This window comes from Paenibacillus sp. ClWae2A (assembly GCF_032452295.1).
Taxonomy (GTDB): Bacteria; Bacillota; Bacilli; order Paenibacillales; family Paenibacillaceae; genus Paenibacillus.
In genome coordinates, this window is sequence record NZ_JAULSQ010000002.1 from 859,755 (window position 1) to 884,674 (window position 24,920).

19 protein-coding genes are annotated in these 24,920 nt (G+C 46.7%); 3 read left to right on the forward strand and 16 right to left on the reverse strand.

Translation table 11 applies throughout. From position 1 onward, the window contains the following. Window positions 1-29 precede the first annotated feature (29 nt). The gene (gene cysC, locus QVE09_RS10030) at window positions 30-668 is read left to right on the forward strand and encodes an adenylyl-sulfate kinase (protein ID WP_315936699.1); all 639 of its coding nucleotides are present in this window, start codon (window positions 30-32) and stop codon (window positions 666-668) included. A gap of 161 nt (window positions 669-829) precedes the next feature. On the opposite strand, the gene QVE09_RS10035 is transcribed toward cysC, so the two are convergent. The 10 genes from QVE09_RS10035 to QVE09_RS10080 form a co-directional block, all read right to left on the reverse strand. Continuing rightward, window positions 830-2,647 (reverse strand): ABC transporter ATP-binding protein, encoded by a 1,818-nt coding sequence (locus QVE09_RS10035; protein WP_315936890.1) that lies wholly within the window; start codon window positions 2,645-2,647, stop codon window positions 830-832. Further along, complete coding sequence (locus QVE09_RS10040) at window positions 2,647-3,780, reverse strand: nucleotidyltransferase domain-containing protein (protein WP_315936891.1); 1,134 nt, start codon at window positions 3,778-3,780, stop codon at window positions 2,647-2,649. The genes QVE09_RS10035 and QVE09_RS10040 overlap by 1 nt, the downstream gene beginning before the upstream one ends. A gap of 52 nt (window positions 3,781-3,832) precedes the next feature. Further along, window positions 3,833-4,315, reverse strand: a complete 483-nt coding sequence (locus QVE09_RS10045) for a lasso peptide biosynthesis B2 protein (RefSeq protein ID WP_315936700.1) — start codon at window positions 4,313-4,315, stop codon at window positions 3,833-3,835. Window positions 4,316-4,319: 4 nt separating this feature from the next. Continuing rightward, window positions 4,320-4,619 carry a lasso peptide biosynthesis PqqD family chaperone gene (locus tag QVE09_RS10050; protein ID WP_315936701.1) on the reverse strand — a complete coding sequence of 100 codons (300 nt, stop codon included), beginning with the start codon at window positions 4,617-4,619 and terminating at the stop codon, window positions 4,320-4,322. After that, a complete protein-coding gene (locus QVE09_RS10055) occupies window positions 4,616-5,563 on the reverse strand; it encodes an aldolase (RefSeq protein ID WP_315936702.1) in 948 nt (315 codons plus the stop codon). The genes QVE09_RS10050 and QVE09_RS10055 overlap by 4 nt, the downstream gene beginning before the upstream one ends. Window positions 5,564-5,712: 149 nt before the next feature. Continuing rightward, window positions 5,713-5,847, reverse strand: coding sequence for a paeninodin family lasso peptide (locus tag QVE09_RS10060; protein WP_397387029.1), 135 nt, complete (start codon window positions 5,845-5,847; stop codon window positions 5,713-5,715). A gap of 59 nt (window positions 5,848-5,906) precedes the next feature. After that, window positions 5,907-6,041 carry a paeninodin family lasso peptide gene (locus QVE09_RS10065; protein ID WP_315936704.1) on the reverse strand — a complete coding sequence of 45 codons (135 nt, stop codon included), beginning with the start codon at window positions 6,039-6,041 and terminating at the stop codon, window positions 5,907-5,909. Between the two features lie 66 nt (window positions 6,042-6,107). Continuing rightward, complete coding sequence (locus tag QVE09_RS10070) at window positions 6,108-8,039, reverse strand: asparagine synthase-related protein (RefSeq protein ID WP_315936705.1); 1,932 nt, start codon at window positions 8,037-8,039, stop codon at window positions 6,108-6,110. After that, window positions 8,036-9,304 (reverse strand): sulfotransferase family protein, encoded by a 1,269-nt coding sequence (locus QVE09_RS10075; protein WP_315936706.1) that lies wholly within the window; start codon window positions 9,302-9,304, stop codon window positions 8,036-8,038. The genes QVE09_RS10070 and QVE09_RS10075 overlap by 4 nt, the downstream gene beginning before the upstream one ends. A 432-nt stretch (window positions 9,305-9,736) precedes the next feature. After that, complete coding sequence (locus tag QVE09_RS10080; protein ID WP_315936707.1) at window positions 9,737-11,062, reverse strand: MFS transporter; 1,326 nt, start codon at window positions 11,060-11,062, stop codon at window positions 9,737-9,739. Window positions 11,063-11,370: 308 nt separating this feature from the next. On the opposite strand from QVE09_RS10080, the gene yhbH reads away from it, so the two are divergent. Continuing rightward, window positions 11,371-12,540 carry a sporulation protein YhbH gene (gene yhbH / locus QVE09_RS10085; protein WP_036609998.1) on the forward strand — a complete coding sequence of 390 codons (1,170 nt, stop codon included), beginning with the start codon at window positions 11,371-11,373 and terminating at the stop codon, window positions 12,538-12,540. After that, window positions 12,537-13,973, forward strand: coding sequence for a SpoVR family protein (locus QVE09_RS10090; RefSeq protein ID WP_315936708.1), 1,437 nt, complete (start codon window positions 12,537-12,539; stop codon window positions 13,971-13,973). The genes yhbH and QVE09_RS10090 overlap by 4 nt, the downstream gene beginning before the upstream one ends. Before the next feature lie 327 nt (window positions 13,974-14,300). On the opposite strand, the gene QVE09_RS10095 is transcribed toward QVE09_RS10090, so the two are convergent. The 6 genes from QVE09_RS10095 to QVE09_RS10120 form a co-directional block, all read right to left on the reverse strand. Next, complete coding sequence (locus QVE09_RS10095) at window positions 14,301-14,528, reverse strand: hypothetical protein (RefSeq protein WP_315936709.1); 228 nt, start codon at window positions 14,526-14,528, stop codon at window positions 14,301-14,303. Window positions 14,529-14,653: 125 nt separating this feature from the next. Next, window positions 14,654-17,128, reverse strand: coding sequence for an EAL domain-containing protein (locus QVE09_RS10100; protein WP_315936710.1), 2,475 nt, complete (start codon window positions 17,126-17,128; stop codon window positions 14,654-14,656). 266 nt (window positions 17,129-17,394) lie between these two features. Further along, a complete protein-coding gene (locus tag QVE09_RS10105; protein ID WP_315936711.1) occupies window positions 17,395-20,217 on the reverse strand; it encodes an endo-1,4-beta-xylanase in 2,823 nt (940 codons plus the stop codon). A gap of 244 nt (window positions 20,218-20,461) precedes the next feature. Next, window positions 20,462-21,466, reverse strand: a complete 1,005-nt coding sequence (locus QVE09_RS10110) for a LacI family DNA-binding transcriptional regulator (RefSeq protein WP_315936712.1) — start codon at window positions 21,464-21,466, stop codon at window positions 20,462-20,464. Between the two features lie 129 nt (window positions 21,467-21,595). Beyond that, complete coding sequence (locus QVE09_RS10115) at window positions 21,596-22,603, reverse strand: globin-coupled sensor protein (RefSeq protein WP_315936713.1); 1,008 nt, start codon at window positions 22,601-22,603, stop codon at window positions 21,596-21,598. 243 nt (window positions 22,604-22,846) lie between these two features. Continuing rightward, complete coding sequence (locus QVE09_RS10120; RefSeq protein WP_315936714.1) at window positions 22,847-24,742, reverse strand: PrkA family serine protein kinase; 1,896 nt, start codon at window positions 24,740-24,742, stop codon at window positions 22,847-22,849. Between the last annotated feature and the right edge of the window lie 178 nt (window positions 24,743-24,920).

Genomic DNA, 24,920 nt, shown 5'->3' on the forward strand with positions numbered 1-24,920 from the left:
TATCATGGTAGGGAAAAGGCGGGATACTCATGTCGAAGGAAGAGCGTAATATAACCTGGCAATCATCCAGCATCAACAGACAAGACCGGGAGAAGCATAATGGACACCGTAGTCGTGCCATATGGTTTACCGGGTTATCAGGTGCAGGAAAGTCATCCCTTGCATTTGCCCTGGAGCAGTACCTCTACGACAAAGGCGTACGCTGTTATGTTCTAGACGGGGATAATGTACGTCATGGACTGAACCGTGATCTCGGTTTTACAGCAGGGGATCGTCAAGAAAATCTGCGGCGAATTGGTGAAGTATCGAAGTTGATGGTAGATGCCGGGTTGTTTGTCCTTTCGGCTTTTATCTCCCCTCATGAACAGGATCGGGAGATGGTTAGACAGTTATTTGAACCAGATGATTTCATTGAAATCTATGTGCGCTGTTCAATTCAAGAATGTGAGCGGCGTGATCCCAAGGGGCTGTACAAAAAAGCACGCAACGGTGACATCCCGCATTTCACAGGCATCTCCGCCCCCTATGATGTACCACAATCTCCTTCATTTATTATTGATACAGAGCAATCCTCCATCGAGGAAGCCGTGCAAGAGATCGTACAACATTTGGAACAGATCGGCGCTCTTCAGCTTCCGCGCCCTTCCAATACAGAACTGGTCCACTAATTCTTGCTCATTATATTAACCTGCTTACATGAAAGGCGCGCCCATCGTGGCGCGCCTCTTTGCGTGATATCATTGCTGGTTATACCATCGATAAATGAATAAATAGAAGAAGATACACATGCTCTATCATCGCGTTTGAACGTCTTCGGATGTCCACTCATTTACTGCCCCACAACATCCGCTTGCATGTTAAGAAGCTTTCTGAACGTCCCTACCGGATCAGTAGATAACTGTTGATACCCGCCCTCTTGAATCACCCGACCTTCATCGAGAACAATTACACGATCTGCCGTCCGAATCGTAGACAATCGGTGTGCAATCACGATAATGGTCACATGGCCTTTCAATCGTTCCAACGCCTCATGAATGTACTGTTCATTCTCACTGTCGAGCGCACTTGTTGCTTCATCCAGTACCAATACCGAAGGATTACGCAGCATGGCCCGAGCAAGCACCAATCGCTGACGTTCGCCCCCGGATAGACGAATACCCCGATCACCAATGATCGTATCCAGACCCTGAGGCAACTTCCGTACAAAAGCCGCAGAGGAGGAAAACTGTAAAGCCTGCCACATCTGTTCTTCACTTGCATTCGGATCAACCAGACGCAGATTCTCACGAATACTCGTATGAAACAGGAATGGGTCCTGGGAGACATATCCGATAGAACTTCGCCAGCTCAATAATCGTTCTTCTGACAGAGGAACACCGTCTATCAAAATACGACCACTCTCGGGCCTGACAAGGCCCATAATCAGATCTATCAGCGTGCTCTTGCCTGCTCCGGATTTACCTACAATTGCAGTCATCCCCCTTGCTGGAATCGAAGCTTGCACATTTCTCAATGAGTAAGCATCACTTCCCTCATAGCGATAGCAGACATCCTCACACGTGATAGATTCCTTCAGTTCCATAGGTTGAATCCCTTCAGTTCTACCATCTCCTGCCGAAGCAATCTCTTCACTAATCTCACGACTCTTCGCCGTCTGCGCTTGCAGTTCTCTTACCACCCGAAACGCAGGCAGCATGGAGCTGATGTACTCCAGATTGGACTGAATCGCCGTAAATCTTGGCCATAAGCGGGAAAAGATAAGGATAATGAGAAGCAGACTTGCGGGTGGCACCGTCATTACACGGAGAGAAAGATAGATGAATGCCGCAATAATGATTGCCGCGGACATCCGGTGAATCAGCTGTGTTCCACTGTTCAATTGGCTAAACTGAATGACATTGCGTTCAATCTGTTTACACATGCGCTCGAACCAGTTCATGTGTGAGCGCTCAAGCATGTTGCTCTTAATATCCTTAATTCCGTTAAAATGCTCGGTAATGCCGTTATAATAACTTTGCGAGAATTCAGAGGTCTGATCCCCGATCTGCTTGGCCCGCTTGACGAATTTTCTCAAGACAATAAATAATAACAATCCACAGAACAGCACAAGTGCTGTCAATTTGGCGGATAACCAAAAGGCAAGACCAATCTGTATCCCCGTAAAGATCAGGGAGGCTGCCATTTGCAGCATAATACTCGTTCCTTGGCTCACACGTGCAAGCTCAGTCGTTAATATATGGTTAAAATCGGATTTTCGTTTTTGGAGAAAAAATGACCATTGCGCCATAATAATGGCACCATAGGTTTCCATTCGCAGCGTGCGTACAAATTGCTGCTGGATTCGAGTATTGCGGATCGTCTGAAGACGCTGCATCCAGGCCTGTCCGGAGACAATCAAGACAAAGGTGAACAGTACAAGTAACAACTGGCTATTTTCAGAAAAACGATTTAACAATTCTCCAACCCAGGGAATGTTAAATCCTGTGAAGCCCATCTCAAATATGCCGATCAGACTCAGCATCGGAACAAGCATGTAGATGCCGATCCCTTCCATGAGACTGATACAGATCATCCCTAGCAGATTCCAATATAAAATGGGCCCCGTGACATGATGCAACTTTCGCATGAAATACTTTAATTCCGAGATCATACTTTACCCCTCTCCGTCACCGTATACCTTTTAATTCGCCGCCAGAACCAGAGAAACGGACGTAACGGAAAGTACAGAAAAAACAAAGAACGCGGAAGCGGCAGTTGATCCACATCCCATGTACTTGGATATAAACGTTCAATAAAGAAAAACCATTTCTGTTTCGTACTTCGAAGTTTAAACAGATACGATGGATAAGACTTCATATCAGCTGGACTTTCCAGCATGTCGTTCATGAACTTTGCGCCTTCGTTGGCTAATCGCTTGCCTGTACGGTCACTCAAGGACATCAAGGACATGTACTCTACATCCAGCGGTGTATTCAGCAGATTTGAGGCCAAGTGAAGAGCCTGTGAACCAATGGATAAACGTCCCTCTGCTTTCAGACGTCTCTCTACTTTCTTCACATCGAGTGGCATGCTTCGAATCATCTGATCAATATCCAGCAACCAGCGCAGTCTGAACCAGCCATGACGTGCTCCATGGGTTACCAAATAAGCCCAAAGATCTTCTTGTTCAAGCATACGGACAGGTGTCTGTGTGTATGAACTGAACCGGCTACGTTTCCACAGCAATTCGAAATCCGTTTCTTTCCCCGAATCCGGGTTCAAACGCCAATGGATCTCTACTTGAGTCCTTTTGACCGGATGGATGTAACAGATATGATGTTCCCGCCATTTCCAGCTGCGAACTGTGGGTGCCCGCTCCCCTTCCTTGGATATGTAACCGAGGGTAGCCAGAATGCCTTCAGCCGCTTCCACATCATCGAACGGAATCAGGATATCCAAGTCTTTGGAGGTTCGCATCGATACATCCCCATAAAGATCATGGGCCAGCGCTGGCCCCTTCAACGTAATATTGCGGATACCGTGTTCCCGGAAAGCTCCACACACTTGCTCCAATTCAGCTGTTAGATGTAACATGCGGAACGTATTGACCGTATATTGTTGTCTCAGACTCTCCATAACATCTGCAGGAATGATCACAGAGTTCAATTCTTTCATTTTCAAATAAAGGACAGAGTATAAGCGGTGATGATAGACCAGCCGCAGAAAGAGCTGCCAATCCGTTCCTTGCAAACACGACTTGAGTTCTTCAGGGGATAGAGCCGTCAGATCACCTCTAATCATGCTCAAAATCAGCTTAAGCTCCTTCGGAAACCCTGATGAATAGAGTTCACTTTCATGTATCATAGACAATCTCCCCAGATCCCTTCTCCGGACACCGTTTGCCAAACACGCCGACAACCGTATATTGGTCCATAGTATCAGCTCCGGTCACGATCAATTTACCACTTCGCAGCCAGGCATGAGCCATCATATGTCCTTGCTTATTCCGCGCGGTCCCCATGTATAACGTACTCTCTATCTTGCGTCGCTCAAGCATCTTCATCCCGGCAATCGCCATTACAAGGCAGCGGCTTTCCCATAACGTATATTTGCTGGCGAGCGAAATCGCTTTGGAAATACTCCGTATAGCGATTACATCGCTGCGGTCGAGTCCGGTCATCGGTGTTTCGACCATGGGCGTCCCCAGACCGGGTGCGATTTTGGCAAATGGCATAGTCTTCAGGATTCGCGCCCAACCCAGGAGGACATAAGCTTCCCAGACCAGTCGGCGCATCGCGCGCGGAAGGGAGAAATAACCCTTTATTTTTCGCAGCATCATTCTACACTCCGCGAGTAACGTCGATTAATCCTTCACGGGACAGATGTTCCAGGAATTGCACCACCTGCTCACGACATACATCTGGCTCAATCTCATACTCTGCAGCGAGTACCTCAACCAGTTCACCCAGCGTGCGTTCCTCTGCGATCAGATCCCAGATTCGTCCACCAGTACTCCCGAGATTATAGTATTTTCCAGAGTTAATGCTCATCATGACTTTCTCACTGCCCATATCACTGACCAGATTGCCTTCCTTCCGGGTTACCCGGTCTTCCACATTCATCGGCGTAGTCGCTGTCATTGTCCTGTATGCACTCCTTTTCGTATATGATCTATGATCCGATCCACCATCTCAAATGCTGTAAACTCAGCACCCGTTCTAGTAATTCTGCTGACTTCGATACTCGCGGATAACCGTGAAACAGTCTCGAACAGCCATTGTGCCAGACCTTGCCTGGAAACGAGTCCACCACGAAACGTATGAGAACACAGCATGTGAAGACGTTCCAATCCCGTAACTTCGTTCAGTTGAATTGGTTTCTTCAATTCTTCCGGCCTCGGATCAAGTTCAAATACCCCTGCAAGCGGAACAGACCTATCATGAAAATAATGCTGGACAGGTATCGCGTATTTCGTAATCTCCGCATGAACCGTTGCATAATCTTGTTCCTTCATGCCAAAACCCTCCAAACTGGGCTGCCACAGCTTTTGCTGTGGATATCCCGGCGATACGATCGCTCTCCCCCCCGCATCCCAGGTCAGTGCGACAACATCATCGGTGAGAAGCGGGTATCCGCGTGATGCGAGTGCAGCCGACAACGTCGATTTACCTGCCCCCGAATGTCCGACAAATGCGTAAGCCCAGCCATCAATAACAACTGCACTACCATGTAGCGGAAGAATGCCACGTTGCATCATAATCACGGCCATACACGTGCCCAGGATGAATAATCTGACCTTTTTCTCATCTGCACCCGGTATAGGGGATACGACAATGCGCTTTCCTTGCTCCATTAGAAACAGACCTGTATCTTCGATTTTGAAAAAAAGGCTGCCCTCTCGTGCCACAAAGTTATCGTTGCCTACATCCCAGCTCCCCCACAACGGGGACAGATCTGAAGACTCGATGTGCACATCCACGACATCAAAATCAGTCTCCGCATCCTTGGATGCGATCTGTAGTTCAGGCATTCGGATTTGGCTCGACCAGCGCAGACCATACGCTACATAATGCACAGGCAACAATGAACGACGCCTCCTTCGTAATAAAATGGAAAAAAACCTTATATTCATGTTGCTCAATATAAGGGCGGAGGCGAAAGCTGGATTGGTTCCATTTCCGCCCTTTAAGTATGATGACACTTCATAATTGACACTTCATAATACTTAACAACTTAAGAAGTTGTTGGATCGTACAGATCCGCATCGTGAACGGTTACCCAGTCAATTTGTCTGTAGCCCGTACCGGCCATCGTTTGATTGACTTCCAACACTTCAAGAGTTGGTGCTTGCCATTCCTTTTTTTCCATTTGCATCGTATTCACCTCCTTTTCGCCCTTCTAAGTATGATGGCGCATGTTAAAGCTTTCTAACTAACTCCGTAGAGATCAGCATCGTGAACCGTAACCCAGTCGATATGTTTGTAACCTACGCCCTCCATTGTTTGGTTGACTTCCAATACTTCCAATGCTGGTGCTTGCCATTCCTTTTTTTCCATTTGCATCGTTATTCACCTCCTATCATGAATCAAATGCATGAAGAATCCGGGCCCACAGTTCACCTGGCTATATCAAAATTTCCGAATGAACCGATAGACGATCAGGCTATGCATCATCAATCGCAGATCTGGATGAGAAGCAAGCTCCGGTCTCGGGCTCGGAAAATTGGCCAGGGCAGACTTGATGCGCTCCGTGTTTAATATGCCGGCTACCCGGCTATCAGAGCATAACTCACGTAATTCGGCCGTGAAGGCACCCCAATTGGGAATCATTCGGTGCAACCAATCCGCAGGCTGAACTCCTCGCACACGCTGATTTAATCTCACTTTATCAGGTAGCTCCGGTGAAGTAGCCCGGCGAATTAACGCGCGGTCCGTTCCTTGATTGACACACTGCTCAATCGGTACGGACAGGCAGAATCGAATGACTCTTACATCACTTGTCGGGTCACGTTCCCAAGCCCGATAACGGAGGGAACATTTTGTCGCTACAGCACCATTCTTGTTCGCAATGGCCAGGTTATTGAATTTCTCGGCACGGACCTTAAGTGCATCCGCCTGGGCACCGCCTTGCAGAACAATAATGGATTTGAGTCGTTCCAGTACACCCGTTCTTTGCGCAAAATCAGGATGGATCAATTGCACGGACGCGGCCTGGCTGGCTCCTTTGGACTGAGCCTTGAACCATTCCGGATATGCCTTTCTCCCTGTGATCTTGGCTATACGGGAGAAGGGCATGCCTGTTCGTTCACTATACTGCTGCATCTCACGGAACCAGCGGTACCAGCGGCCACTTTTCAGTAGGCTGGCGTAATAATCCAGAGCCGGTCCCCAGGAAATGGTGAAATTACCACGTGCGCCTGTGAGCAGGATGCCCGCATCTTGCTGGCTCGCTTTTTCATAGAATCCGCGAATCCAGAATGAATTTTCAAAGTATTTATAAGGCATCTCCATAATGTCGAGCCAGGTATCTACTTCACTAAGTGGACTTCTGCCTTCAAAATCAAGGTAGTTCTCCGTGATATTGCCGACGTGATTAATGGTTGAACGTATGAAAGGTCGTTCGTCTGCGAGCAACGTTTTCGACGTATAATCTGTGAAATCCGGTACGGGAACATAACTGTAGGCCTGCAGCCGTTTGCCCTGACTTCTCAGTGTTCCGGAAGCAAAACCAACCACGGCTCCCGAGTCCAGTCCTCCACTTAATGCAGCAGCCACCTGCCTGTGCGTTCGCAATCGTGATCCAACCGCCTGCCCAAAAACCTCCCGAAACGCTTCTACATACTCACCATCGGATTTAAGCCTTAGAGGTTCCACTTCATTCCAGCGATGATATTGCTTCAGCTCCAGTCTCCCATCCCGGAAGACAAGTGTATGTGCAGAAGGCAGCTGGCTTATTCCCCGATATACAGTTGAATTGATATCTGCTGAATCATGCATGTCGGGAATGGCAAGGAATTCGGACAGCCAGGTCTCATCAAGTTCTTTATGTACCCCTTCAAGCCCGAGCAACGGATTCATGAGTGTGCAGAAAGCAAATCGTGAACCATCATGTCGGTAATAAAAAGCTCTCATGCCTGTAATGTCTCTGGCTGCATACAGTTTGCGATTCCGCTCATCCCATATGGCGAATACAAAATCTCCCAGCAATCGGACAGCTACATCGTCTCCCCAGCGCTGATAGGCACGCAAGATCAGTTCACTATCCGCCAACATAGCCAGTTCAGCTCTGGATATCTGTAATTGATCTGCCAGTTGTTCCCGATTATCCAGAATGGCATCTGCCGTGATCGTCAGGCCACTTTCCTCATCATATAAAGGTAATTTCTCGCTCACCGATTCTGGTGTAATCCATTGGGCATGACAGCTGAGGAACGCCTCATTGCCTTTCCACACCCCTGTTGTATCCGCAGGGACATGCCCCAGGCTTGCATACAAGCGCCAGCTGTCTTCCCATAGCGCCTGCTGACCATCGTTGTGAACAATTCCTGCTATGGCGCTCATGACTTGCCCCCCCGTAGAATCTTGCGCTGTGAAGCCCAGGCGCTGATCTGATGACCAAATGGTACCCATGATTTGATACGCTGTATTTTGCTTTGAGCAGAAGCCAGCTGGACTTTCAAGCGTTCTCGCTCACTGTAACCCCGTTCCAGACGATGATCTGCTGCCCGTAATGCGGCTTGCAGCTGTCTGATCGTTACCAGTGCAGCTAGCGTCGGGTCTGTCTTTTCCGGTTCTTCGACAACTTGTTCATTAAGATTCCCATGCGGATCATGAACGATAGAACCTGCCGGCTGCATTTGGTATTGCGGTTGCCACTGGCAACCGGTCGCTGCTGTCAACTGATGCGTGATTCGGTCGATGACCTCTTGATCGGGATTTGCATCATAATGTACACCCGTCCATTGTTCGGCTTCTGCGAGCTGTTCACTGTATCCCATCCGGTGGAAAAGATCAGCCCCCATCACACGGCAATACAGTTCTACTTCATGCGGTTCTAATATGTTTTTCCAGTTGTTAACAGAACCCTGATGTGCCTCTTGATGCGAAGAGAGAAATGGATCACCCACGCCCATACTGTAGAACATGTCAGACTTGGCACTGTCCAGAAACTGTCCATACTGCTCCATACCCTGTTCATATCGAATTCCCAGAAACGCGCATAGTTTCTCAAGTTCTTCCTGAGGATTGGTAACCAATCGTTCATATTGCAATTCATACGCGTTGGAATGAGGTTTGGCAAAATAATCATTCAAGCGGAGCATCCCAAGTGTGAGATCAACGGATTTCATATTTAGTTTGGGGCTCTGCAGACTATGAATCAGGTCGAATCCTTCTCCTGTGTGGCGGTTTACCTTTTTGAATGATGCAGCTATGGCCAGAGGATTACGCTGGAGATGAATACGCTTGGACTGAGGGAACAGGCGATCCAGCCATTCAAGCATGTAATAGTACCGTGGAGATTTATCAACGATGAAGTCTGCTCCACTGCCTTCCAGGAATCCATTGTAGATCTCAAGAGCAAAACTTCTGCATGCCTTTTCGAAGACATCCTCGGATACCATGGCATTGTAGAACTGACGAATGATGGAGCTGCCACCATAAGCGCGTGAATCAGCCTTGGGCAAATCGACAAGATTCATCAGAAACCACATTTCCTGGGTGGCAAATATGCGACTGTGATTTTGCAGCATTACGGTGGATAAGGAACTACCACTGCGGGGAACACATAGTAAAAAAACAAGTCCGTTACCTTGAGCGTCGATCAATGGCAGCCTCTCCTCTGTTCATTAATATAAATGTTAGCCGGGATAGACCAGACTCTACCTTTGTGTTTGGCAAAACGAGTAATACGCACGCTATAGGTCAGCATTTTGCCATATTCCGTCGGAAGCTTACCCGGAAATGAAGCAAAACACATGGTTACATTCGACAACTCTCAGATACAGTATGTATTCATAGTTTTACTCTATGATACAAAATGTATCATGTCAATCTTTTATTTTCACCTTTTCATAAATTCTTACTCTTTCACTGTATTCTGATGTCAGTCTTTTCATCACTTACCCTGATCAATCTTGATCAAGATCCACAAACACGAATAAGCTTCAGACATGTTCTGTGAGGAACAATGCCTGAAGCCATAACTAATTTATGGAGATGCCTAGCATAAAAACCGATGAAAAACCACCCAGTAAACCTTACATTTGAACTTTTCCCAGCAGAGCTCCGGTGCTCCCATTTTGTTCTTCTTCCTGATCTGCCTGTGTAACATCCTGCATTCCCTTCTGTACGTTCACGGTTAACAATACAGCAATTCCCGCTACGAAAAAGAAAATGAGGGACAGAATACCCCAACGTGTGGAACCCGTGATCTGTCCGACATAACCAAACACAAATGGACCAAAGATCGAAGAGAATTTGCCTGTAATATTCACAAAGCCAAAATACTCTCCTGTTCTGCCAGCTGGCATCAGATTGCTAAACAGGGAACGAGCTGTGGATTGACTCACACCCTGCACAACACCAACCAACCCGGCGAGCAAATAGAAGTGAATGGCTTGTGTCATGAAATAACCAAGAATCACGATACATATGTATACAGATAAACTAAAGATCAATACCCGCTTCGCTCCCCAGCGCTGTGCCCAGGCTCCCAGTAACAATGTGCATGGGAAACCGATGAATTGCGTCAACATTAGCGCGAGCATCAAGTCGGATGTACCTATGCCTATACTTGTCCCATAGATCGTCGCCATCAGAATGATGGTATTAATGCCGTCATTAAAAAACCAGAAAGCCACCAGCATGCGGATTAACTGGGGAAAACGCCGCATCTGACGAAAGGTTTGTCGCAGTCTGCGCACGCCCACCGCAGCATATCCTTTCCACGTTTCGGGCAGATCCGTTGATGCAGGCCGTCTAGGAGCATGGCGAAAGATCGGTATCGAGAACAGCAACCACCACAACGAGACGGAGATAAAAGCAAGTCTTGTGCCTGCCAGTGTACTGCTCATCCCAAACCAGCCCGGTTGCTGAATCATTAGTAGGTTCACCGCAAGCAGTAAACCTCCTCCAATATAACCATAGGCATAACCTTTGGAGGATATCATGTCTCTTCGTTCCACAGGTACCAGATCCGGCAGCATTGCATCATAAAAGGTATTGCCACCTGCAAAACCAATCGTAGACATGACCAGTAAGGCAGAGGCAAGGAACCAGTCCCCTTCACCGATTGCGCTGAATCCCAATGTGGCAAGGACGCCTATAATTGCAAATACACGCAGGAAGTCGCCTTTCCGTCCTGACAAATCAGCCAGCGTGCCTAGCAACGGTGTTAACAGAGCTACGCACAACATGCCAATGGAGTGCGTATAGGCCAGGTAGGAGGCGGCGGTATCCGTATCCAGCGTTGCTGCAGCCACCGAAGCATAGAATACAGGCAGTACTGCGGCCAGTACAGTTGTCGCATAAGCCGAGTTGGCCCAATCATACATAATCCAAGCCTTGATCGCCTTTTTATTCACATAAATCCTTCCTTTTCATGCATCTCTATATTAGTGCGAGTTCAACAAGTCTAATTGGACTTTTAAACGACCTCTATTAGATGCCAGATCGATGTCTTTCTCCTATTGTAAAGGAAGGATATCACACTTGTTCACTGTTTCTGTAAAAAAAGGAGCAGTTCTGTTCTTACGACTCACCTTGCCTCCGAGGTGAACTTGCGTAATTGTATCATTTTATATCCACTCTCATCACATATCGTCCTCGCCCGTGAATATACTTAATTACCGACAGGCCAAACTGTGCCGCGTAATCAATGGGGGGTGCCTACATGTCAAATTCACACCAGCCTTACTCGTTCGTCGTGTCGAAGGAAGATTGGTCGCTTCACCGCAAAGGGTACCAGGACCAACAGCGCCATCAGCAAAAGGTGAAAGATGTCATCAAGCAGAATCTGCCTGATCTGATTACGGAAGAAAACATCATCATGTCTGATGGAAAACAAATCATCAAGGTACCAATCCGCAGTCTGGATGAGTACCGTTTTGTGTATAACTACCAGAAGCAAAAACATGTCGGTCAAGGAGACGGTGACAGTCAGGTCGGAGACGTCATCGGTCGTGATCCCTCTGCTTCGCAGAAACCCGGCAAAGGTGAAAAAGCTGGCGATCAGCCTGGTCATGATATTGTAGAAGCCGAAGTTAGTATTGAGGAATTGGAAGATATGCTATTCGCTGAGCTCGAATTACCCGATCTGAAGCAGAAAGATAAAGACCTGATTGAGACACATACGGTAGTTTTCAACGATATTCGCAAAAAAGGCATGCAGTCCAATATTGACAAGAAACGTACCATTCTGGAGAATCTGCGTCGCAATGCAACGACCGGTACGCCAGGCATCCATCACATCAGTCCGGATGACCTGCGCTACAAGACATGGGAAGACAAAATCATTCCACAATCCAATGCAGTTATCATTGCCATGATGGATACATCCGGGTCCATGGGTTCGTTTGAGAAATACTGCGCGCGCAGCTTTTTCTTCTGGATGACCCGTTTTCTACGCCGTCAGTATGAGAAAGTCGAGATTGTTTTCCTCGCCCATCATACGGAAGCCAAGGAAGTTACCGAAGAAGAATTCTTTACCCGTGGCGAGAGCGGAGGCACCATTTGCTCCTCTGTATATATGAAGGCGCTGGATATTATTGACAGCCGTTATCCACCTTCAAGTTACAACATCTACCCTTTCCACTTCTCTGACGGGGATAATCTAACCTCGGATAATGAACGCTGTGTGAAGCTGATCGGTGAGTTAATGAAGCGTAGCAACATGTTTGGATACGGCGAGGTGAATCAGTACAACCGCAGCAGCACACTGATGTCGGCTTACCGTCATATCAAGATGGATCAGTTCATGTATTATGTGATCAAAGAAAAAGGCGAAGTGTACAAAGCTTTGCGCAGCTTTTTCCAGAAAAGGGAAGGAGGCAGCGTTAGATGACAGATGAGATCCGCGACCTTGAATACGCTATTGCCGAGATTATGGAGATTGCCAATGGTTTTGGCCTGGATTATTACCCCATGCGGTACGAAATCTGCCCATCGGATATTATTTATACATTTGGAGCTTATGGCATGCCGACCAGATTCAGTCACTGGAGCTTCGGCAAAACATTTCATAAGATGAAAATGCAATACGATTTTGGACTCAGCAAAATTTATGAGCTTGTGATCAACTCCAACCCTTGTTATGCCTTCCTGCTGGACGGCAATTCCCTGATCCAGAACAAATTGATCGTAGCCCACGTATTGGCCCACTGCGATTTTTTCAAAAACAATGCCCGCTTCTCCAAATCCAACCGTAATATGGTCGAAAGCATGGCTGCTACGGCGGATCGGATCAGCAATTATGAGATGGAATATGGAACGGAAGCCGTTGAAGCATTTATCGATGCCGTGATCGCAATTCAGGAACATGTGGACCCACAACTGATTAAACCCCGCCATTTGGACAAACAACGCTATATGGAAATGAAAATGCGAGAGCAGCGCGGTGAGAAAGCACCACGGCCGGAAGGTCGCTATGATGATCTGTGGTCACTTGATGATGTGCAGACGGAAGAAGCACCCGTCGAAGGTATTCAGGTCCATCACTTTCCGCCTGAACCGGAGAAGGATGTCATGTGGTTTATTCAGGAATTCTCGGAAGTGTTGACCGACTGGCAGCGGGATATCATGAGTATGATGCGTGAGGAGATGTTATATTTCTGGCCACAGATGGAAACCAAAATCATGAATGAAGGCTGGGCATCTTACTGGCATCAACGCATTATACGAGAACTCGATCTGAATAGTGAGGATACGATCGAATTTGCCAAACTCAACTCTTCCGTGGTGCAGCCATCCAAACAAAGTCTGAATCCGTATTATTTGGGACTGAAGATTTTCGAGGATATTGAACGGCGCTGGGATAACCCCACCCGTGAAGAACAGGAACGTTGGGGCCGCAAACCAGGGCAAGGTCGTGCCAAAATGTTCGAGGTTCGTGAATTCGATTCCGATACCTCTTTTATCCGCAATTACATGACCAAACAATTAACCGAGGATCTCGACCTCTACGTATTTGAGAAAAAAGGGCCGGACTGGAAAATCACCGACAAGTCCTGGGAGAACATACGGGATCAGCTCGTATTTTCACGTGTCAACGGAGGCTCCCCTTATCTGGTTGTGCAAGATGCTGACTATCTGCGGACCGGTGAACTCGTACTCAAACATCAATATGAGGGCATCGAGCTGGATCTGAAATATATGGAACGCACCCTGCCTTATCTGTATCGCCTCTGGGGGCGTACGGTACATGTGGAGACACGTGTCGAGGATAAACCGATCTGGTTTACGTATGACGGCAAGAAGCACCACCGCAAGTTTTTGTAAGGTTTTCGATTAACATTATTGGAAACGAAAATAATAACTGCTCGTATCATGGATGAGATTAATGATTAATAAAAGATAAGGCACAAAAAAAGCGGCAAGTTCCCGATATACACGGGAACTTGCCGCTTGGCATTTCATAATTAATATTTAAAATTACGTTTCATCGCACCATGCTTTACTGAAGTGATTACATATCGCTCACCGTTGTCCAACAGCTTGTAAGACACAACGTATCGACCCACGAAACAATAGTAGGTGTTGCGGTACTCACGAGACGGCAGCATTGTTCCCATAGTAACAATCTTCTCTTCAACACGGCGAATGAGATTAATTTTGTATCACCAGTTCAATCAAGTCATCTGTTGAATACAGCTTGCCTTGTTTAATGTCTTTCTCGGAAGCTTCAATCATTTGCCGTATCTCCGGATCGGAGTCTAGCTCATCCACCGGGTTATAGACTTCATATTCCAGACCGGCAATACGAATGAATTCCTTATGATCCTTCTCATAGGATTCAATGACAGTGCCATCAGGAGCCTTAAGACTAAAGTTCATCCTTCGCAACCTCCTTTGATGATTATCGCTAAACTGCTAAATAGAACTTCCACCTGAATTATAGCATACAACCCTGTTGCATCTCAGCCATCAATCTTAGGATTACTTTGAATTATTCACTCTGATTATACCGTTGGTGTACCATTACCCTGCAAGCGCAGCGGTACAAAAAAATCATGCTCCACTTCACTTGCCGGCAGTGGACGACTGAAATAATATCCCTGAATCTCCCGGCAGTCATTCTGCATCAGAATATCCAGTTGGCCTTTCGTCTCAATGCCTTCGGCAATCACTTCCATCTTGAGATTCTGTGCCATCGATATAATGGTCGCCACAATCGCCTGATCGCTGTGACTCTCTGTAATGTCCGTCACAAATGACCGATCAATCTTAAGCTTGTGAATCGGGAAATGCTTCAGATAACTCAGTGAACTGTATCCTGTACCGAAATCATCCAGGCTGATCTTGACACCTAGTGCTGTAAGTTCATTCAGAATCGCGGTGGATACCGTTGCATCCATCATCATGCTCTCTGTTATTTCCAGTTCAAGATATCGAGCACCCAGCCCTGTTTCCAAGAGTGCATTCTTGACCTGTTCTACCAAGTTGGATTGGTGGAACTGCTGGCTGGACAAGTTAACCGATACCGGAATGAGTGGTCCGCCACTGGCATGCCAGAGTTTCATCTGCCTGCATGCTTCCCGCAGCGTCCAGTTGCCAATCTCATAGATCATGCCTGTCTCTTCTGCAAGCGGGATAAACACATTGGGTGCGAGTAGACCTTTGAGTGGATGATTCCAACGAATAAGAGCCTCCACACCAATCATACGGCTATCTTCGGTACGAATCTGTGGTTGATAGTACAGGACCATCTCATCGCGTTCCAACGCTTTACGAAGATAACCCTCCAGCTCAATGCGTTCATAAAGTTCCGAATCCAGTTGGGCGGTGTAGAATTGGAAACCATTCTTGCCGTTTTTCTTGACTTCATACATGGCGGAGTCCGCATGTTTCAGCAAAGCATCCACGCCCACTCCATGATCCGGATACATCGCAATTCCAATGCTGGCGGTCACGTAAAAGTCATTTTCCTTCAGTCGATAAGGTAACTGAATGGCCTCAACAATCTGTTTTGCAAGTTCTGACACTCGTACTTCTGTCGCTTGATCCTGGGTCACAACGAGTGTGAACTCGTCACCGCCCATCCGGGCCAGCATGACATTCTCCATAGCCAAGGGATCAGAAGCTTCTATAGCTTTCATGATCCGGCTGCTGACTTCTCTTAGAAATACATCTCCAATAGAATGTCCCAGTGAGTCATTAATCATCTTGAACCGGTCTATATCCATCACCATAACGGCAAAAGTATTCCCTTTTTCTTCTGAATCTTGAATCGTACAAGCCAGCACATCATCCAACTTGCGCCGATTGGGCAGCCCTGTCAACGGATCATGCAAAGCTTGGTGACGAATATTCTCCTGAGCCTGCTTCTCCTCCGTAATGTCTTTGATCAAAATGTGACTTCCCACATGTTTACCATCAATGACAACAGGAACTACAACAATACTAAGATCCAGAAGTTCACCCTGTACGTCTCTCATCTTGGCCATGTAGTGTGCCTGCTCCAGCCCATGATCATCCCAATCGATGGAATCGAATTCGCCGATCCACTCTATATCGATTTGCTGAGCGATCTCATCAATGGAACGATCCATGACCACTTTTTCAGGATATCCGGTGATTGTTGTTACAGCGGCGTTAATCCCTTTGATGATACCTTCCTTGTTCACTGAAATAATCGCATCCGAATGGTTATGATACAGAGCCTGATACCATTGCTCATTCTCATGAATCCGTCGATCTTTCTGTGACATTCGCTGATTGATAAATATGCCAAACAACGTCAAGCCCAAAGCAATAAATGTGCCCGATGCGATCAAGTAGGCGAGAATGCCTGGCTCAATCTGCATTCCTGAACTTGCCATCGAGCCATGTGAATGATGGAAATGTGCGGCTGACATCCCGGTGTAATGCATGCCAGAGATTCCAACACCCATAATGAGACCGCTGCCCATCTTGTAAACCCAGGTATGTCTTGATTGATCATAGCGGAAGAAAAACATGAGCCACAATGCCGCAAATGAAGCAAGTGCTGCAATCAGAATGGATAACACCACTCTGCCTGGTTCATACGTAACCGGAGTCGACATCGCTGCCATTCCCACATAATGCATCGAGCTGATCCCTGCTGTCATCAGTACTCCAGCAATCATGAGCTTGCTTATCCTGCCCGATTGTCTACCCGCAAGGTTCAAGGCCACCCCCGATGCGACAATAGCAAGTAGAACAGATAAAACAACCTTACCGGTGGAATAGGAGACTTGCGTAGGCAGAACAAAAGCCAGCATACCTACGAAATGCATGGACCAGATTCCCAGCCCCATCGAGACTGCACCGCAGGTAAGCCATACATTCCGCGCTATCCCGCTAGCCTGACTTACACGGCCTGCAAGGTCAAGGGCTGCGTATGAAGCTAACGATGCAATAATATAGGATAAAATAACAAGTTCTAAGTTGTACGTACCATGTAGGTGCTCCACTCACTCTGTCCTTTCAACCGGGAAATGCCTCATATGTATGCAAAAATGTAAAAAAGAAGCGAGTGCGCTGTCTGGATGACAGGCACTCCCTCCGCATCATTTGACTCGTGACCACAGACTTAGTTGAAGCCGTTGTCATACATTGGAACCCGTTTATTTGAATGTATATAGTCTAAACGTCCCAGCCTTTAAAATCAACACTTATTTCCAGAAATACGATGGTTGAATAGCTAACATTCTCATATTCTAATTCACAACGGAATATTCTATTTGCGAGTCAGTAACAGACTGCCAAAACCGGAAGTATCTTGATAAGAATTACCTGATGAATCACTCCAGATGGACACACTGCTTCGCTTGCCATCTCCCGCGCCATCATCATTAACTTGAAGGTCAAACCCAATCCATCTTTGCCCTTCAGCACGAACGCTGTCCAGTGGGATTGCCACTTCAACTGTGTACCCTCCACTTGTTAATCGGGTAGCTGATTTGAAACTTTCTTTCCGTGCATTTCCACCAAAAGAAGCCTCATTATCAAAATTGACCCGGTACTGGGCGTCATCCTCCTGATAGAATGTTGTCTGATCTTTGCTCGGGTCGATAAAAATCTCGATCGAATCCTGCTCATGTGCATTAGAACTTAATTTGCTTCGCAAAGGATCTTTCACATCTGCCAATACGTACAGGTATTTCTCATCCCATAACAGCTGTGCAGTCGCCGTTGCACCGGAGTTTCCGACCACCCAGACATCCGTTTTAACAGATGCAGCCTTTTTCCAGACGTTATCCTTTTTTGCATCAATGACAGGTTTGCCATAAGTGACCTTGGTTTGTTTCAAGACAGAACCGAGCTTCAGTTTGCCCCGGTTGGCTGGTTTGTCAGGCTGTTGATTGGAAATATCATTCCAAACAATGGTCGCTGTCTTTCCAGCAGCATATTCATCCGTAATCCGAAAATCCAGAGACAAGACCTGGCCTTCGGTAAGTAAAGCAGCTGACATAGGCAGTGATGCGTATACAACATACCCGGTTTTTGTCTCCTGTACGTTGTAAGTATTTTTATCTTTGCCTTTACCGCCATCCCGTTTAAATGTATATTGGCCATTTGCAGACGGCGGATTTTTCTTCTTGGCAGACAGATCAGCCTCAGAAGTTGCAACGCCTGTCCCCTTGACTTCTTCCGCGAGGAAAACCTGCACCTGATCCCCTTTGCGACGTGTGGTATCCTTCACTTCCACTCGTAAATTCACCTTTTTGGCATCCCACATCATACGAGCCTCACCCGTAACCGCAGATGTACCATCTGCCAGATGATTAATTTTGAGTCCTTTCACAGCACCCCAAAGAATATCTTCCTGTCCTTTGTGATTCGGGAAAGAAGGGCTGGCCTTCAATGCTGTCCATTCATTACGATAGATCGGAAGGGTGGTAGGGTCCACCAGTGCCCAAAATGCCGGTTTTGCTTTTAATTTACGATCAAATAACAATGGTGCATCTTTGCGTCCTTTGACTGGATGATTGTCAAGCCATGTACCATCATCCGCAAGTCCCCATACTGTAACACTGTCCATTACGCCGCGTTTTCCCAGCTCGTCAAACAGGTCGAACAGTTCACGATAACGGTAAGCTTGTTGCAGCATTAATTCATCTGTGACAGGCATCTCCAGTTCAGAATTACTCGAATAGATCGAAACGTCCAGCTCTGTAACCTGTACATTTACACCAAGAGCGATCACTTTCTCAAAAGCCTCACGAATGAGCTTTACATCCGGTCCGTACATGGATACATGCATCTGGAATCCAACCGCATCAATCGGTGTTCCTTTGGCAAGCAGCTTCTCTACAAGCTTCACCATATCATTCACCTTGTTTCCATTGCCCTCCATTCCATAGTCATTAATCACCAGTACAGCATCGGGGTCAGCCTCACGTGCATATCGGAAAGCCAGTTCAATGTAATCACTGTCATCTCCGTCTCCATCCACATCCCCAATAATATCTCTCCACTTGGAATTACTGGCCCCATTCCGCAAGCCGCCTCCGTCTGAGATGACTTCATTGACGACATCCCATGTATGAACCTTTCCTTTGTACCGAGTCACGATGGTCTGAATATGGGTTTTCATCCGCGCAAGCAACTGTTGCCGCGTGGCAGGTTTCGATGCATCATTCGGATCTGTAAAGAACCAATTCGGCACCTGACTATGCCATAACAGCGTATGACCTCTGATTTCCATGTCATTTGCTTCCGCAAACTTCACCAGGCGATCTGTCTCTGACCAGACAAACTCTCCTTCCTTGGGCTGCATCGCATCCATTTTCATAAAATTGTCCGCTGTAATACTATTAAAGTGTTTCGTCAACAACTGGGAATGCTGGTTTTCCGCGTTTAGTGCAGACTGGTTGATGGCAGCTCCCATTGCGTAATTTTGTCCCACGATATCGACCAGATTCGGAATATCCTTCTCAATTTCAATTTTCTGAGCAGCAGTAATCAGAACATCATCCACGTAAAATGAAATCGTATCTGCCTGCGTCACTTCCTCTGACGTCTTCCATGGTGTCTCCACATACATGCGGAATCCGGTGATGCCACTATTTTCTTCGGGAATCACCACATCGGCCTCGACTTTTTTCCACTGTCCTTTGTTCAAGGTAGCGGAGGCAAAGGTAGCATATTCAAGACTCGAAGCGTCCTTATTGTATTCTTTCTCGAGTGCACCGTTAAGGACCTGACTGTCCGGCCCTTCATCGTACATGGCCCAAAATGAAATATGAACTGTGCTACCCTTCTGTACATGATCCAGCACTTCAACTAAGGGTCCATGGAACGTTTCGGTACGTGAAGAGGTTCTCAGGCTGCGTGTACTGTCATGACCTACTTGCGTTACGATATCAAGCTTTTCACTTGCACGTGGACGCCATTGTCCCAACACACCATCTTCAAAATCAGCCTTGAACAGTACTTCATCATCGCCAGTCTTAACGTCCGCTGCCGAAGCACGTGTCCCTCCTGTTCCCACACTTGGGAACAAACTGAAGATCAATACAGCCGACAAGCACAAGCTCCACCATTTTCTCAAATGCATCCGATCTCCTCCTTGGTTGGTTGTCTGTGAAGAGTAACCTTTGTTCTGTCATACTCCAGCCCTTTACAAGATCGTTGTGCAGGAATGGATGGACGTTATTCAACAGAAATTGTAAGCATTTTCATTATACGATTGCCAGCAAACTTTGTTTACCCGTTAAACTATAGGACTTATTCTAAAATCTTCACAATAATATAAAACGACAAAAAGCACAGCTTGTTAGCTGTGCTCCGTGTCAACGTCTTTACATTTTTAATGGTGCTGTCGTCTGACGGATAACCAGATTGGAAGGTTCCGTCACGACAGGAGGAGAATAAGACGGATTCTCGATCATGGCAATCAGATATTCGATGGACTTAATGCCAATAGAATAGATATTCTGATTCACCGTGGTCAGTCCGGGTTTAAACACCTCAGCATAATATGTGTTGTCGAATCCGACAACCGAGATATCTTCTGGCACACTCAGTCCATGCTTTTCAATTTCATGAATTGCTCCAAAGGCAGACATGTCTGATGCACAGACAATCCCGGTTGGTTGATCCTGAAGTGCCAGCAATCGTCGGGCAGCCTTGCTTCCTCCGTCGAAGGAGTAATCGCAAACTTCCAGATATATCGTAGAATACGGAATGCCGCATTCTCGCAGCCCTTCCCGATATCCTTCCAATCGCAGATTGGCTACGGCAGGTCCGAGTGTCCCTGAGATATAAGCAATCTTGCGGTGTCCAAGCTCATACAGATGTTTGACACTCATGGAGATCCCGTTTGCGTTATCCGTAGTAATGTAACCGGCACGTTTGCCTAACATGTCCGTATCAACAAACATCGTTGGAATCTCTGCATCCACCAGTTCCTGGATACTCGCGTTTTCTCTGCCTTCACCAAATACCACCACACCATCCACATTACGACTGCGGCAATGTTTGATGAACGAGTACGCCGGATCATCGAATCGAGTAGATAACCGAACCAGATCATAACCACTGTTCTCCAGCGCAGTCTTGATCCCTTCCAGCAATTCTGACACAAAAGGGTTTGTAAAAGGAACCGTCAACAATACGCCTACCGTCCATGAACGGCGTTTGACAAGTCCACGTGCGACCACATTGGGTTGATATTTCAATAATTCGATGGCTATATTGACTTTTTTGCGTGTTTTTTCACTTACATCAGGATAATCGTTTATCACTTTGGAAACGGTTGCAACAGATACTCCCGCTTCCTTGGCCACATCATGGATAGAAGCCATCTGATCACCTCAACCTCTTTCAAATCCCCTGTCTCCGGCTGCATTTTCTATAACATCGGCAGGTTTGTCTACCCATTATAGCTTAAAACAGCCTGAAACGGTATGGAAGGTTCCTATTGCTTTTAACGTCTATTCCTGTTGTTCCAGATTCTTCAAATCCAGAGACAGTTTCTCCATTGTTGTTGCAAATACAGCGAGTTCTGCCGAGCGTGAAGCTTGGCTGCGTGCTCCGCGAGACGTATGATCCGACTCCTGCTGCACACTGCTGAGTTTTTTCATGATCTGCTCCAGATTAGACTGAATTTTACCCTGGGCATCCCGGGAACTGGCTGCAAGCTTACGCACCTCACTGGCGACCACTTCGAAGCCTCGTCCGAACTCTCCTGCATGAGCAGCTTCAATCGCTGCATTCAGACCCACAAGATGACTCTGATCCGATATCTCGCGAATGATTTCACCCATTTTACCGATCTGCTGGATCTCTCCCGTCAATTCTGTGAGCAGAACTTGAGCCTGATCCTGAGAAGCAGCTGTTTCTTTGGCTACATTCGAGATGGCTAAGGCATTTTCATTCAGTTCACTAATCATGCCTGTAAGCTCTTGGGTAATCTGCGTGATCGCCTGCAAGGTATGTTGTTGATCATCAGCAAGCTGAGATAATTTTTCTTTTTCTTTCTTCTCATATGCCTCAAGGACAAGCTGTGAATCCAGGTTAAACATTTTGCTGAGCGCCTGAATGACAAGATGCCAGGAATCAGGGATAACCTGCTGGAATATGCTCGTTGCAATATCAAGGTATACCATATAGGTACCCAGATAATAATCTTCGGACAGGCCAATACGGGAATGCACAAGCCCAATCGCAATACGTTGCTCAATGTATGCGTCGTCCACGATTCCATCCGTCATCGATAACCAGTACATCTTCTGTGTCTCTTTTAAACGTTCAATGGAAGAGAATCTTGCGATCAGATCTACCAGATCAGGATAATTCCCTACATGATTGTAGAAATGGTCCACCACTTCATTAACGACTTTTTTAAAAACAGGCCGATGTTCGGCAAGCAGTGTTAGATCTCCTGCGGTTAATCCCATGTAGTCAAGTTGCTTCTGTCTTGTTGCGGAAATACTGCTCATATCTGATTCAGTCAGCTCCTTAATAAACACTAAATTACTTTAAATTGTAAATATATGTATTGATTATAGACTAAAATACCTAAACATACATATACCATTAGAACTATTTCTCTTAAAAATTAACCTTATTTGTCAGCTTTTTAGATTAATATAACCCTCATATAACTAAAAAGGCCCTGACCCTGCTGTGAAGGAGCCTCACAGCAGGCATCAGGAGCCTGATCCGGAATGGTTCGTTGCCGATTAGCGATTAAGCAGACTGCCCACATAACGGAGCAGTTCATTGGCGCTGGCTGCGGTATATCCATGTTCTTCAATTAACCGTTTGATCACTTCATTCATTCGTTTCAATTGGGTTGCATCCGGTGTTTTGGTTGAGGTTGTAATCTTGACGATGTCTTTCAGATCGGTAAACAACTTCTTCTCAATCGCTTCACGCAGACGATCATGGCTGCTGTACTCGAATTTGCGCTCCTTACGGGAGTAAGCCGAGATTCGGATTAGAATCTCTTCCCTGAACGCTTTCTTTGCATTCTCGGAGATCCCGATCTGCTCCTCGATGGAACGCATCAAACGCTCATCCGGGTCCATTTCTTCATCTGTGAGCGGATCACGAATTTTGGACCAGTTGCAGAAGGCTTCAATGTTATCCAGGTAATTCTCGAATAGCGTTCTTGCCGACTCTTCGAATGAGTACACAAATGCTTTCTGTACTTCCTTCTTGGCCAGTTCGTCATACTCCTTGCGTGCAAGAGCAATGAAGTTCAGATAACGCTCACGCTCTTCTTTCGTAATGGAAGCATGTTGGTCTAGACCGTCCTTGATGGCCCGCAGAATGTCCAACGCGTTAATGCACTGAAGATTTTGCTTGATCAAAGCACTGGAAATCCGGTTAATGACATATCGCGGGTCAATGCCAGACATCCCTTCATCCAAATACTCATTTTGCATCTCGCGCAGATCGGCTTCTTTATAACCTTCCACTTCCTCACCGTCATACATCCGCATTTTTTTAACGAGGTCCATGCCTTGTTTCTTCGTTTCCTTCAAGCGGGTAAGTATGGAAAAAATGGCTGCAGTCCGCAATGCGTGCGGTGCAATATGAACATGCTTCATGTCACTTTGCTGAATGAGCTTGGCATAGATTTTCTCTTCCTCGGATACTTTCAAATTGTACGGAATCGGCATGACAATCATCCGGGATTGCAGTGCCTCATTCTTCTTGTTGGAGATAAATGACTTATACTCCGATTCATTCGTATGCGCCACAATCATCTCATCCGCACTGATTAAGGCGAAGCGTCCTGCTTTGAAGTTACCCTCCTGTGTGAGCGACAATAGATTCCACAGGAATTTCTCATCACATTTCAACATCTCCTGGAACTCCATCAATCCGCGGTTCGCCTTGTTCAACTCCCCATCAAAACGATAGGCACGTGGATCGGATTCGGAACCAAACTCGGTAATGGTGGAGAAGTCGATACTACCGGTCAGATCGGCAATATCCTGCGATTTTGGATCGGATGGACTGAACGTTCCTATCCCGACCCGATTATCTTCGGAAACAATGACCCGTTCCACCGGCACCTTGCTGATATCACCGCCATATTCGGTACGGAGTCTCATTTGGCAAGATGGGCAAAGGTTACCCTCAATACGGACTCCAATTTCCTTTTCCACTTCAGGACGAAGCTCCAGTGGAATCAGATGCAGCGGCTCCTCATGCATCGGGCATCCATCAATGGCGTATATGGCACCTTTCTCTGTCCGCGAGAACTGTTCAAGACCCCGCTTCAGCAACGTCACCAGCGTCGATTTACCTCCACTTACGGGACCCATAAGCAGCAAGATCCGCTTACGTACATCCAGACGGCGTGCTGCTGAGTGAAAGTATTCTTCGACCAACTTTTCAATGGATCGATCCAATCCAAAAATCTCCTGCTCAAAAAACTTGTACCGCTTATGCCCACCTACTTCTTCAACGCCAAACGATTCAATCATTTCATACACTCTGGCGTGAGCCGTCATTGCCGGAGTCGGGTCCTCTCTCAGCAGTTCAATATAATCTTCAAATGTTCCGTTCCATGTCAAACGGTCACTCTCTGCCCGATGTTCCGCAACGCGTTCAAAAATATTCATGCTTGGTACCTCCCATGGCTCCTTTAGTGTGATTGTCAACCATTCCGAATGGTATGAAGAAATCAATAGAATTGCGGCTCCTGCTTGAATACCAATCTTGCGGTCCTGTTTAGTCCCGCCACCCTCTGTCCAAACATCTTGTTTTGTTGTGAAAAGTGTATTACATACCTATGCGGCA

Excerpts from the sequence above, each read along its gene's own strand:
- QVE09_RS10090 (WP_315936708.1), top strand. The coding sequence starts at position 12,537 with ATGACAGATGAGATCCGCGACCTTGAATACGCTATTGCCGAGATTATG.
- QVE09_RS10070 (WP_315936705.1), bottom strand. The coding sequence starts at position 8,039 with ATGAGCGCCATAGCAGGAATTGTTCACAACGATGGTCAGCAGGCGCTA.
- cysC (WP_315936699.1), top strand. The coding sequence starts at position 30 with ATGTCGAAGGAAGAGCGTAATATAACCTGGCAATCATCCAGCATCAAC.
- QVE09_RS10110 (WP_315936712.1), bottom strand. The coding sequence starts at position 21,466 with ATGGCTTCTATCCATGATGTGGCCAAGGAAGCGGGAGTATCTGTTGCA.
- QVE09_RS10040 (WP_315936891.1), bottom strand. The coding sequence starts at position 3,780 with ATGATTAGAGGTGATCTGACGGCTCTATCCCCTGAAGAACTCAAGTCG.
- yhbH (WP_036609998.1), top strand. The coding sequence starts at position 11,371 with ATGTCAAATTCACACCAGCCTTACTCGTTCGTCGTGTCGAAGGAAGAT.
- QVE09_RS10095 (WP_315936709.1), bottom strand. The coding sequence starts at position 14,528 with ATGAACTTTAGTCTTAAGGCTCCTGATGGCACTGTCATTGAATCCTAT.
- QVE09_RS10065 (WP_315936704.1), bottom strand. The coding sequence starts at position 6,041 with ATGCAAATGGAAAAAAAGGAATGGCAAGCACCAGCATTGGAAGTATTG.
- QVE09_RS10120 (WP_315936714.1), bottom strand. The coding sequence starts at position 24,742 with ATGAATATTTTTGAACGCGTTGCGGAACATCGGGCAGAGAGTGACCGT.
- QVE09_RS10045 (WP_315936700.1), bottom strand. The coding sequence starts at position 4,315 with ATGCTGCGAAAAATAAAGGGTTATTTCTCCCTTCCGCGCGCGATGCGC.
- QVE09_RS10105 (WP_315936711.1), bottom strand. The coding sequence starts at position 20,217 with ATGCATTTGAGAAAATGGTGGAGCTTGTGCTTGTCGGCTGTATTGATC.
- QVE09_RS10060 (WP_397387029.1), bottom strand. The coding sequence starts at position 5,847 with ATGGAAAAAAAGGAATGGCAAGCACCAACTCTTGAAGTGTTGGAAGTC.
- QVE09_RS10115 (WP_315936713.1), bottom strand. The coding sequence starts at position 22,603 with ATGAGCAGTATTTCCGCAACAAGACAGAAGCAACTTGACTACATGGGA.
- QVE09_RS10050 (WP_315936701.1), bottom strand. The coding sequence starts at position 4,619 with ATGACAGCGACTACGCCGATGAATGTGGAAGACCGGGTAACCCGGAAG.